The 12230-nt window shown below is 37.7% G+C and carries 12 protein-coding genes, 1 riboswitch and 1 other annotated feature; all 12 genes read left to right on the forward strand.

Annotation, left to right across the window (positions count from 1 at the left end; genetic code table 11):
* Nucleotides 1-15 precede the first annotated feature (15 nt).
* Nucleotides 16-181: riboswitch (M-box (ykoK) riboswitch) on the forward strand.
* Between the two features lie 246 nt (nucleotides 182-427).
* The 12 genes from corA (at nucleotide 428) to greA (ending at nucleotide 12130) form a co-directional block, all read left to right on the forward strand.
* Nucleotides 428-1393: a magnesium/cobalt transporter CorA gene (corA, locus tag ACMGGO_RS06410; RefSeq protein ID WP_420281674.1), complete on the forward strand. Its 966-nt coding sequence runs from the start codon at nucleotides 428-430 to the stop codon at nucleotides 1391-1393.
* 68 nt (nucleotides 1394-1461) lie between these two features.
* Nucleotides 1462-1678, forward strand: a binding site (T-box leader).
* Nucleotides 1679-1765: 87 nt separating this feature from the next.
* Nucleotides 1766-4426 (forward strand): alanine--tRNA ligase, encoded by a 2661-nt coding sequence (gene alaS, locus ACMGGO_RS06415; RefSeq protein WP_420281675.1) that lies wholly within the window; start codon nucleotides 1766-1768, stop codon nucleotides 4424-4426.
* 88 nt (nucleotides 4427-4514) lie between these two features.
* A complete protein-coding gene (locus ACMGGO_RS06420) occupies nucleotides 4515-4781 on the forward strand; it encodes an IreB family regulatory phosphoprotein (protein WP_004226839.1) in 267 nt (88 codons plus the stop codon).
* Nucleotides 4782-4783: 2 nt separating this feature from the next.
* Nucleotides 4784-5200, forward strand: coding sequence for a Holliday junction resolvase RuvX (gene ruvX, locus ACMGGO_RS06425; protein ID WP_004226840.1), 417 nt, complete (start codon nucleotides 4784-4786; stop codon nucleotides 5198-5200).
* A gap of 18 nt (nucleotides 5201-5218) precedes the next feature.
* Nucleotides 5219-5527 carry a DUF1292 domain-containing protein gene (locus ACMGGO_RS06430; RefSeq protein WP_004226842.1) on the forward strand — a complete coding sequence of 103 codons (309 nt, stop codon included), beginning with the start codon at nucleotides 5219-5221 and terminating at the stop codon, nucleotides 5525-5527.
* Between the two features lie 342 nt (nucleotides 5528-5869).
* Nucleotides 5870-6397, forward strand: coding sequence for a DUF1292 domain-containing protein (locus ACMGGO_RS06435; protein ID WP_420281676.1), 528 nt, complete (start codon nucleotides 5870-5872; stop codon nucleotides 6395-6397).
* 149 nt (nucleotides 6398-6546) lie between these two features.
* Complete coding sequence (gene mltG / locus ACMGGO_RS06440) at nucleotides 6547-7674, forward strand: endolytic transglycosylase MltG (RefSeq protein WP_048392143.1); 1128 nt, start codon at nucleotides 6547-6549, stop codon at nucleotides 7672-7674.
* A gap of 288 nt (nucleotides 7675-7962) precedes the next feature.
* Complete coding sequence (locus ACMGGO_RS06445; protein ID WP_054550064.1) at nucleotides 7963-8595, forward strand: O-methyltransferase; 633 nt, start codon at nucleotides 7963-7965, stop codon at nucleotides 8593-8595.
* A 5-nt stretch (nucleotides 8596-8600) separates the two neighbouring features.
* Nucleotides 8601-9533, forward strand: coding sequence for a peptidase U32 family protein (locus tag ACMGGO_RS06450; protein ID WP_115674133.1), 933 nt, complete (start codon nucleotides 8601-8603; stop codon nucleotides 9531-9533).
* Between the two features lie 14 nt (nucleotides 9534-9547).
* Nucleotides 9548-10828: a peptidase U32 family protein gene (locus ACMGGO_RS06455; protein WP_048392146.1), complete on the forward strand. Its 1281-nt coding sequence runs from the start codon at nucleotides 9548-9550 to the stop codon at nucleotides 10826-10828.
* Nucleotides 10828-11466 (forward strand): uridine kinase, encoded by a 639-nt coding sequence (udk, locus tag ACMGGO_RS06460; RefSeq protein ID WP_004226858.1) that lies wholly within the window; start codon nucleotides 10828-10830, stop codon nucleotides 11464-11466. Before ACMGGO_RS06455 ends, udk begins: the two co-directional genes overlap by 1 nt.
* A gap of 175 nt (nucleotides 11467-11641) precedes the next feature.
* Nucleotides 11642-12130 carry a transcription elongation factor GreA gene (gene greA, locus ACMGGO_RS06465; RefSeq protein WP_016994160.1) on the forward strand — a complete coding sequence of 163 codons (489 nt, stop codon included), beginning with the start codon at nucleotides 11642-11644 and terminating at the stop codon, nucleotides 12128-12130.
* Nucleotides 12131-12230: the final 100 nt, after the last annotated feature.

Below are 12230 nucleotides of genomic sequence, written 5' to 3' on the forward strand. Positions count from 1 at the left end.
GGAATAAAAAAATAAGACTCCCTTCGTTAGGTGAGGCTCCTATGCTGGAGATACGCTACTACCCAAAAATGTCGAGAGACGCCAATGGGTCAACAGAAATCATCGAAATAAGGTGTTTTTTAACGTAGCTGGACATATTCCTATGCCGCATAGTGCTAAAACTCAACGTTTGAAGGTAACAAGCATGCAATGTATTTTATTGCTATTTTTTTGATATGTGTATTCAACACGCCTTCATTCGTAGAAGGCGTGTTTTTGTTATGGAAGGAAGGTGATGAGAAATGGATAGTAGTCCTGAACCGAATAAGTATCATTTAGGCAAAGGGAAACACATAAAAAGTCATCGATTTCTGATCACCGATGCAGACAAAGGGTGATTAAGGATGACCTTTTGTTTCCCTCAATAACAAACACGAGGTGAAATGCAATGATTAAAATCCACTATTATAATAGCAGCAGCAAGACAGCCCAACATGATTTCAATATGATTGATTTACAACTCCCTATTCATAACGAAGATTTATTATGGGTAGATTTATATGCCTATAGTTATAATGAATTGAATAATATAGCTGATGTATTTGGCTTTCATCCACTAGCAGTTGAAGATTGCTTACATGAAGGCTCACGTCCAAAAATGGATAGTTATGGTGATTATAAATTTTTTGTGCTCCATGCACCAATTTATAATGAGAAAAGTAACAATGAAATTACAACCGTTGAGTTAAATATTTTTATGGGACCAAACTATATTGTGACTGTGCATAAACAAAAGTTGCAATGGCTAGGAAAAATGGAAAATGTTTGTGTCAATAGCCCAAGATTTTTGGAAAAGGGTACTGATTTTTTATTGCATACAATTATTGACGGTATTACTGACGAATACTTCCCAGTATTAGAACGAATTCGCGCACGTATAGATGAACTAGAAGAAGAAATTTATGATTATCAACCAAAAGTGGTGACAGAGGAATTTCTTGCATTGAAGCGGACAATTATTTTAATTCGTCAGGCCATTATGCCACAAAGAAGAATTTTTTCTACAATCAATGGCCAGTGGAAATTTGATATTCAAGAAGAAAATATTCCATTCTATAAAGATTTGAATGACCATCTAGAGCGTATTGTCGACTCCACAGAGACATATCGCGATTTAGTGAACAGCACGCTTGATACGTATTTTTCAATTATCAGTGGGAAATCCATTGAAAAGCTGAATTTATTAACGGTCATTTCGACAATTATGTTACCACTATCAGTAATTACTAGTTTTTTTGGAATGAATGTGCCTTTACCTTATCAAGATACCCCTTATACAACTATTGCAATTAGCGCCTTCTTAGTTATCTTTACATGGGGTATGTGGATATATTTCAAAAAAATGATTGCTTAGTTAGTGTTAGTCAGACTAGTACTAATTGACAGCGCAATAGATTTTTTTTATAATTTTCGATAGAAAAAGTAAAAACGATGATGGAAAAAGTACGTATTTGTGTGTGCACAAGAAAGGGATTTCTAGGCTGAAAAAATCCTCACAACAGCAAATGCCGAAAGCTACTCCAGAGTGCAGCTAATCCCTGCCGTTCACTGACGTTACAAGTGCTAAAGAGGTAAGTAAGGTTTTTTACTTACAACTAGGGTGGTACCGCGAGACTAATGACAAGTCCTCGTCCCTTTTTGGGGATGAGGGCTTTTTTTATTTTCTTCGGTAAATCGCAGGATTCGTATCGTAATTTTACAATATAAAATAGGAGGAATTTATCCAATGAAAGCAGTAGATATTCGCCGTATGTATTTGGAATTTTTTAAAGAAAAGGGGCATCATCATGAGCCATCAGCACCACTTGTGCCAATAAATGATCCATCACTTCTTTGGATCAACTCAGGTGTTGCAACTTTGAAACCATATTTTGATGGCCGTATTATCCCTGATAATCCACGTATTACAAATGCACAAAAATCGATTCGTACCAACGATATTGAAAACGTTGGGAAAACAGCTCGACACCATACATTCTTTGAAATGTTAGGAAACTTCTCTATTGGTGACTACTTTAAAAAAGAAGCAATTCATTATGCTTGGGAGTTTTTAACAGATAAAAAATGGATGGGCTTTGATCCAGCGTTATTATCCATCACGATTCACCCAGAAGACCAGGAAGCATATGATGTTTGGCATCAGGAAATCGGTATTCCAGAAGAACGTTTAATCCGTTTAGAAGGGAACTTCTGGGATATAGGAGAAGGCCCATCTGGTCCGAACTCAGAGATTTTTTATGATCGCGGCGTAGAATACGGCTCAGATGAAAATGACCCTGAAATGTATCCAGGAGGAGAAAATGAGCGTTACCTAGAAATTTGGAACCTTGTGTTCTCTCAATTTAACCATAATCCTGATGGCACTTACACGCCACTACCAAAGCAAAATATTGATACAGGTATGGGCTTAGAGCGTATTGTGTCCGTCGTGCAAAATGTACCAACAAACTTTGATACTGATTTATTTATGCCAATTATTGAAAAAATCGAGGAGTTTGCCAATCGTAAATATAAACGACCTGGCGAAGTAGACTTAAATGAAATCTTTGGCTCAGATGAAGATATTAATACACCATTTAAAGTGATTGCAGACCATATCCGTACAGTAGCATTTGCTATAGGCGATGGTGCCCTGCCTTCAAATGAAGGCCGTGGCTATGTATTACGTCGCTTACTACGTCGTGCCGTTCGCTATGCTAAACAAATTGGTATTGAAAAACCATTTATGTTTGAACTTGTACCAACTGTGGGTAAAATTATGGAAGACTTCTATCCAGAAGTTACAGAGAAATGCGAATTTATTCAACGTGTCATTAAAAATGAAGAAATTCGTTTCCATGAAACATTAGATGGTGGTTTAGCTATCTTTAATGAAGTAGTGGAATCTCAAAAAGCAGCTGGTCATGATTACATCCCAGGAGCAGATGCTTTCCGTTTATATGATACTTATGGTTTCCCAATCGAGCTAACGGAAGAATATGCAGAGGAAGTAGGCATGAAAGTAGATCATGAAGGTTTTGAGGCAGCGATGGAAGAGCAACGTGAACGCGCGCGTGCTGCACGACAAGATGTTGATTCGATGCAAGTACAGAATGAAGTATTAGCAAACTTAACGGTTGCAAGTGAATTTGTTGGCTATGATACGTTAAGTGTTAATACTGAAATCGCTGCAATGATCGTCAATGGTCAAGTTGCGAAAGTCGCTTCGGAAGGTCAGGAAGCATTGGTTATTTTAGCGAAGACACCATTCTACGCTGAAATGGGTGGTCAAATTGCTGATAGTGGTACTATTTCAAATGATAGCTTTACAGCTGTTGTAAAAGATGTTCAAAAAGCACCGAATGGTCAACCGCTTCATACAGTAGTAGTTGAATCTGGGGAAATGCATGTGGAAGATGCAGTGCAAGCAGTGGTCAATCGTGATGACCGTAATTTAATCATTAAAAACCATACGGCAACACATATTATGCAACGTGCATTAAAAGATGTGCTCGGTGATCATGTGAACCAAGCTGGATCATATGTAGGACCTGATCGTTTACGTTTTGATTTCTCTCACTTTGGTCAAGTTACAAAAGAAGAACTACAGCAAATTGAACGTATTGTAAATGAAAAAGTGTGGGATGATATAGAGGTCGTTATTGAAGAAAAAGGTATTGATGAAGCAAAAGCAATGGGTGCTATGGCATTATTCGGTGAAAAATATGGAGATGTTGTACGTGTAGTATCCATCGGAGATTATTCGATTGAGCTATGTGGTGGTATCCATGTTAAACGCTCTTCTGAAATTGGCTTCTTTAAAATTGTTTCAGAAGGTGGTATCGGTGCAGGTACTCGTCGTATTGAAGCTGTTACAGGAAAAGTTGCTTATGAAGCAGTAAAAGAAGAAGAAGCATTATTAAATGATGCAGCGACATTATTAAAAGCAAATGCTAAAGATATTGTCACAAAAGTACAGGCATTACAAGCAGACTACAAAGAATTACAACGTGAAAACGAAGCATTATCTCAAAAAATCGCCAATGCACAGGCAGGGGCAGTTGTTGATGCCGCTCAAACAATTGGAGATGTGACAGTGCTATCTACAAAAGTGGAAGCGAAGGATAACAATCAACTCCGTCAAATGATGGATGACCTGAAAGCAAAAATGCCAAAAGCAGTCATTGTTCTTGGAGCAGTTGATGGTGAAAAAATTATGTTATGTGCTGGTGTTTCAAAAGAATTAGTTGGTGGCAATTACCATGCAGGGAATATTGTGAAAATGGTTGCGGAAGCATGTGGTGGTAAAGGTGGCGGTCGTCCAGATATGGCGATGGCAGGTGCAAAAGATGCATCAAAACTTGATGAAGCACTACTTTCTGTGTATGATTATGTTAAATCCATTTAATTAATTCACCAAAACATGTTATAATAAAGAGAAATTGGAGATGAGCTTGTTTGCACATCTCCTTATTTCTGAAAGCGAGGTGCTGGTCATGAGTTCATTTGATCAAACGATGAAATTTAATTTTCCAGAAGAATCAATGGAACAGGAAGTCAAGCAGGTAATGTTGAAAGTTCATTCTTCATTAGAGGAAAAGGGATATAACCCTATCAATCAGATTGTTGGTTACTTACTTTCTGGTGATCCGGCGTATATTCCTCGCCATCAGGATGCTCGTAATTTAATTCGCAAGCTTGAGCGTGACGAAATTCTAGAGGAGCTTGTTAAATTTTATATCAAAAAGAATAACGAGGACTAGAAATGAGAATTATGGGATTAGACGTTGGGTCAAAAACTGTGGGTGTTGCTGTAAGTGATGCCCTTGGTTGGACCGCCCAAGGTATTGAAACCGTAAAAATTGATGAAGCTAATGGTGAGTTCGGTATTGACCGTATCGCTGAGCTAGTAAAGGAATATACTATAACAGAATTTGTTGTAGGTTTTCCAAAAAACATGAATAATACGGTTGGACCGCGTGGAGAGGCTTCTGAGAACTATAAAAAGCTATTAGAAGAGCATTTCTCACTACCGGTCAAATTATGGGATGAACGTTTAACGACGATGGCTGCTGAACGTATGCTGATCGAAGCGGACGTGAGTCGCAAAAAGCGCAAGCAGGTCATTGATAAAATGGCAGCTGTGATGATTTTACAAGGCTACTTAGATAGCAAAAATTAATTGATGAGGTGACTATGCATGGCACACGAGCATAACCATGAAGAAGAATTACATGTTCAACACATTACAGTGATTGACGAAAACGGAAACGAGCAGCTTTGTGAAGTGATTCACGTTCATGAATCTCCAGAGTTTGGCAAATCATATGTGTTTTACTCAATGGTAGGCGCAGAGGAAGATGAAGATGGCTCAGTTGAAATCTTTGTATCTTCATTTGTACCATCTGAAAATGGTGAAGATGGTGAATTAACACCAATCGAAACTGAAGCAGAGTGGGATATGGTAGAGGACGTTTTAAACGCTTTAGAGGATGAAAACGAAGACTAATCTTCTAACTCAAAGCTTGGAACAAGGATCGCAGCTTGCAGTCCTTGTTCCTTTTTTATTGAAGCTTTTCTAATGTAGAAGGATTGTTAAATTGAAGAATGAATGCATTGTAGATGTGTGAATTTGATCCACAATTGTTGGGAAACGTTCATAAAGTTTGTGGATTCGTTTAGAAATAGAGTGTAACCTCCAAGCCCCACTCCAAACATCGAGAACCTGCTCAAAGGTAGAGAAGAAATGCAGGGAAAACTTGCTCAAAATAGGAGAAGCTATTCTAAAGTGTCTAACCTCAAAAAAACGATTTAATAAATGACATCAAATTGTCATAAAGGAGGAAACAGAATGAATGAAGAAACGCAAGAATTTATGATCATTGGGAAAGATGGTAAGGAACAGCAGTGTCGTGTGGTCTTTACCTTTGATGCGGAGGACAAGTCCTATGTGTTATTTTCCCTTCTAGATGAAACCGGTCAAGAAATTCCAGGAGACCTTTCTGCGATGACTTTTGATTATGATGACAATACAGGTGAGATGACAAATTTACAGCCTGTTGAAACAGATGCCGAATGGGAAATGATTAATGAAGTGGTGTTAACATTACTTGATGAATTTGAAGAAGAACCACAGCTAATTACTGTGACAGACGAAGAAGGAAAAGATCAAGTGTGCGAAGTCATTCATACATTTTCATCTGAGCAATTCAGTAAATCGTATGTATTATATGTGCCAGCAACAGATGAACCGATTGATGAGCGTGATATTTTTGCAGCCCAATATATAGCTGGAAATGAAGGCCAGATTGAAGAGTTATACCCGATTGAGTCAGATGAAGAATGGGAATTTGTAGAAGAAGTATTAAACACTTTATAGGATAAACTATTTCTAGAATCCTCAAAAATCTGCTAACGAAAGTTGTTGGCAGATTTTTTACATATGTAATTTCTACTGAATTGTCGATTTCTGTTTGTCGTGAAAGTTGATTTCTAGTATGATATTGAATAGTGATAGGGGGGAAACCCGTGGATAACGGTTCAAAAAAACAAGAAATGTTTTCAAAAATGCAAGAAAGAAAATCTGAGGTAAAAATGGTGAGAAAAATCGTCGCAATTATTGCCATTGTTTTCGTACTAATAATTGGAGTTGTTGGTTTATTTGGGTACAATTATGTAAAAGGTGCTTTAAAACCATTAGACCCTAATGCAACGAAAACAATTGCAGTAGAAGTACCAATTGGCTCTAGTTTGTCCTCCATTTCAACACTACTAGAGAAAAAAGGTGTCATAAAAGATGCACGTGTTTTTAAATACTATGCAAAATTTAAAAATGAATCACAATTTCAAGCGGGAAATTATGATTTAACACAGGCAATGACATTTGATGAACTCATTGAAAGCTTGAAAACAGGGAAGGTATATCGTAAGCCTGTCTTTACGATGACAGTCCCAGAAGGCTTAACACTTGAACAAATTGGGAAAGTGATTGAAAAGAAAACACCGTACACACAAAAAGAATTTATGGATCTTGTGACGAGTGACACATTTGTTCAGCAAATGATGGCTAATTATCCTGAGCTAGTTACAGAGGCTGTTTTAGCTGACAATATTCGCTATGACTTAGAGGGCTATTTATATCCAGCTACGTATTCTTATTATGAAGAAAAACCATCTTTACAAGCGATTGTAGAAGAGATGATAGCAGCCATGAACAATGTAGTGAAGAACTATAGTGATGTATTAGCTGAAAAACAAATGTCCGTACATCAGCTGTTAACATTTGCGTCATTATTGGAAGAAGAAGCGACTGCTCAAACGGATCGAGAGACTATTGCAAGTGTCTTCTATAATCGAATCAATGAAGGGATGCCACTCCAAACAGACCCAACCGTGCTCTATGCACTGGGTGATCACAAGGATCGTGTTCTATATGAAGATTTAGAAGTGGATAATGCCTATAACACTTACAAAAATAAAGGTCTACCACCTGGTCCAATAGCAGGTGCAGGTAAAACTTCGATTGAGGCATCATTAAATCCAAGTCAAACAGATTATTTCTACTTCCTAGCAGATAAAGAGGGTGTCAACCACTTCTCAAAAACCTATGATGAGCATTTGCAGAAGGTAGAAAAATATTTACGAAAAGAAGAGTAAACGTATAGGAAGAGAGCAAAAATCATATAGCAAACAGATGGATAGAAGGAAAGAAAAATAGCTTTCCTTCTATTTTCATGCTATTATAAAGTGTGATTTTTGATCAATCCGTTCATTTATGCGGGACAAATATGCGTGGTGGCAATTGTTTGAGCATATCGAAGCAATTGCTCATTTTTGTATGGCAAAGTACCAAGACATCACGTTTGGTCTTTTTCTTTTTGTTGTTAAATGATGAAGTACAGACAACGGCAAACGCTCGTTGCCTTTTAAATGAGGGTGGAAACAATGGAATTATCAGATGCATATATACAATCATTTATACAGCCACGTAATGAATTGCTTTTAGAAATGGAAGCATTTGCGGAGGAGCATCACGTACCGATCATGCAGCTGGCAGGTATTGATGCATTAAATCAACTGTTGCGTATTCAAAATCCGTCAAAAATTTTAGAGATAGGTACAGCAATTGGTTACTCTGCTATTCGTATGGCAGAGGCATTGCCTTATGTCCAAATTGTTACAATTGAACGTGATCAAGATCGTGTAGCAAGGGCAAAAGCCTATATTAAACGGTCGACTGTATCCGATCGAATTACGGTCATTGAGGGTGACGCTTTAGAAGTGGATGACGAGGCCATTAACACAACATTCGATGCGGTCTTTATTGATGCTGCGAAGGGACAATACCAACGCTTTTTTGAAAAATATGCACCTTTAGTAAAATCAGGTGGGGTATTGTATATCGATAATATGTACATGCATGGTTTGTCTGATTTAGAGTTGAAGGATGTTCCACGTCGTAAGCGAACAATGATTCGCAATTTAAAAAACTTCACGGATTGGATTATGCAGCACCCAGATTATACAAGTGCTTTTTTACCAGTCGGTGATGGTTTATTACTATGTTTGAAGAGGTGACTACTATGAAAAAACCAGAATTGCTTGTGACACCACAATCATTAGAACATATAAAAGCACTTTTAGTCGCTGGAGCAGATGCTTTTGTTATTGGTGAACAACAATTTGGTCTACGTCTAGCAGGAGAGTTCTCCGTTGAAGAAGTAGAAGAAGCGACAAAGCTTATTCATGAAGCGGGTAAAAAGGTATATGTTGCAGTCAATGCACTTTTCCATAATGAGAAGCTAGAGGCACTTGCTGATTATTTAAATGAAATGCAACGTATCGGTGTGGACCGTTTAATCTACGGTGATCCAGCGGTTCTCATTATTCGTAGAGAGCAAGGTGTTACGATTCCGTTACATTGGAATCCAGAAACGACAGCTACAAACTGGTTTACGGCTAATTACTGGGGGAAACGTGGTGCAACGCGTGCAGTGTTAGCGCGTGAGCTTTCTCTTGATGAAGTATTAGAAATTAAAGAAAATACCGAAATGGAAATTGAAGTACAAGTACATGGCATGACATGTATGTTCCAATCAAAACGTCCATTACTCGGCCATTATTTCTTATATCAAGATAAAGTAATGGCTATTGAAAATCGCCAGGAAAATCGTAATATGTTCCTACATGATGATGAACGAAATAACAAATATCCAATATATGAAGATGTAAATGGTACACATATTTTCAGTCCAAATGATATGTGTATTATTGATGAACTAGGCGAATTATTTGAAGGTGGCATCGATGCTCTGAAAATTGAAGGTGTACTTCAAACGCCAGACTATGTAGTCGCGGTAACAGAAGCTTATCGAAAAGCGATCGATACGTATTTTGACGAATCAGAAGAGGCATATGAAGAAATAAAAGACGATTTATTAGCAAAAATTGAAGATATTCAACCAGCTATTAGACCATTAGATACGGGCTTTATCTTCAAGGAAACAGTTTACTAGGAGGGGACAATAACATGGCATTAGCGTTAGAGCAAAATGACAAAATCCGTGAGATTGTCAACGGTAAACGTGTCATTACAAAAAAACCAGAGCTACTTGCACCAGCTGGTAGCTTAGAGAAATTAAAAATAGCTGTCCATTACGGAGCAGATGCTGTATTTATCGGTGGGCGAGAGTTTGGTCTACGATCGAATGCGGATAACTTTTCAATTGAAGAGATGCGTGAAGGTGTAGAATTTGCCAATCAATATGGTGCGAAAATATATGTAACAACAAATATTTTTGCCCACAATGAAAATATGGATGGCTTAGAGCGTTATTTAAAGGATATTGAATCAGTGGGCGTAACTGGTATTATTGTAGCAGACCCGCTCATTATTGAAACATGTCGTACAGCAGCACCTAAGCTTGAAATTCACCTTTCTACTCAGCAATCATTGTCCAACTGGAAGGCCGTGCAGTACTGGAAAGAAGAAGGTTTACATCGTGTTGTATTAGCACGTGAAGTGGGCGGAGAAGAAATGAAGCTGATGAAGGAAAAGGTCGACATTGAAATTGAGGCCTTTGTTCATGGAGCAATGTGTATTGCCTACTCTGGTCGTTGCGTTCTTTCTAATCATATGACGGCTCGTGACTCAAACCGAGGGGGATGCTGCCAATCATGCCGTTGGGACTACGATCTATATGAATTAGAAGATGGGGAAGAAAAAGCACTTTTCGATGAGAGTCATGCACCATTTGCGATGAGTCCAAAAGATTTAAAATTAATTGAAGCGATTCCTCATATGATTGAGCTAGGTATCGACTCGTTAAAAGTTGAAGGTCGTATGAAATCCATTCACTATGTAGCGACAGTTGTTTCTGTGTACCGTAAAGTGATTGATGCTTATTGTGCAGATCCTGATAACTTTAAAATTAAACGTGAATGGCTAGAGGAATTAGACAAATGTGCTAACCGTGATACGGCTGAAGCATTCTTCCATGATGCACCTGGCTTTGAGGAGCAGATGTTTGGTGTGCATGGTCGTAAAACAACCTATGAATTTGCTGGACTTATTTTAGAGCATGATCCAGAGACAAAAATAGTGACAATGCAACAGCGTAATTATTTTAAACCTGGTGACGAAGTAGAATTCTTTGGTCCTGAAATTGAGAATTTCAGTTTAACAATGGGTGAAATTTGGGACGAGGATGGCAATAGCCTAGATGCAGCTCGTCATCCATTACAAATTGTAAAATTTAAATGTGATACACCATTGAAGCCGCATAACATGATGCGAAAGGAGAATAACTAATGGCAGTGAAGCGCCCTGTTGTCATCGGAATCGCAGGTGGCTCATGCTCGGGAAAAACGAGTGTGACGCGCGCCATTTATGATGTTTTCCGTGAGCATTCTGTTGTGGTAATTGAACAAGATTTTTATTATAAGGATCAAAGTCATTTAACATTTGAAGAACGTTTAGGAACTAACTATGATCATCCGTTAGCTTTCGATAATGATTTATTAATTGAGCACATAAAAAAGTTGCTAGTGCGTCAACCAATTGAAAAACCTGTGTATGATTATGTCCAGCATACAAGGGCAGAAGAAGTTATACATGTTGAACCAGTAGATGTTATTATACTAGAAGGTATTCTAGTCCTTGAGGATGCTGATTTACGTGATTTAATGGATATTAAATTATTTGTGGATACAGATTCAGATTTACGTATTATTCGCCGTATTATGCGTGATATTAAAGAGCGTGGACGTACAACGGATTCGGTGATTGAGCAGTATTTATCAGCGGTTCGACCGATGCATAATTTATTTATTGAACCAACAAAACGTTATGCTGATATCATTATTCCTGAAGGTGGGGATAATGAGGTGGCGATTGATTTAATGGTAACGAAAATTAAAACTATTCTTGAAACCGACAACGTATTGTAATAAGATAGAGTGGTATTGACAATATTTACATGCATATTTTGAAAAAGCATGCATACTATTAGGTCAAAGCGTAATTTGAAAACGTTTAAAAATAATAAAATTCGATTAAATGCATCTTCCGTGCATTTAGTCGAGTTTTATGTTTTTATATTGAAGAAACAAGGAGTGAAGGACTTTGGCAAATGAAAAACAGTACCCTATGACAGCTGAGGGAAAACGTAAATTAGAAGAAGAATTAGTAAAATTAGAAACTGAAACACGAAAAGAAATCGTTGAACGCATTAAAATAGCACGTGATTTTGGAGATCTTTCTGAAAACGCTGAGTACGATTCTGCTAAAGAAGAACAAGCCTTTTTAGAAGGTCGTATTTCAACATTAAAATCAATGATTCGCAATGCAGTGATTATTTCTGAAGACGAGACAGATAACAGTGTAGTATCACTAGGGAAAACGGTTACATTCGTAGAAATCATCAATGGTAAGCCATCAACAGATGAAGAATCTTATACAATTGTTGGTTCTGCTGAGGCAGATCCTATGGAATTCCGTATTTCGAATGAATCACCGATTGCAAAAGGTCTACTTGGTCGTGCTGAAGGTGAAGAGGTTGTCGTTCAAACACCTGGCGGCGAAATGAAAGTGAAAATTGTCTCAATTAAATAATATGTATATGTACAAGCAGTTAGCCTTTGGCTGACTGCTTGTACCATTTTTAGCGTGAAAACTATGTAGTAAAATAGTGAGTAGAATTATTTTGCAAGTG

It is taken from the genome of Lysinibacillus sp. BNK-21 (genome assembly GCF_048684915.1).
GTDB lineage: Bacteria > Bacillota > Bacilli > Bacillales_A > Planococcaceae > Lysinibacillus > Lysinibacillus capsici.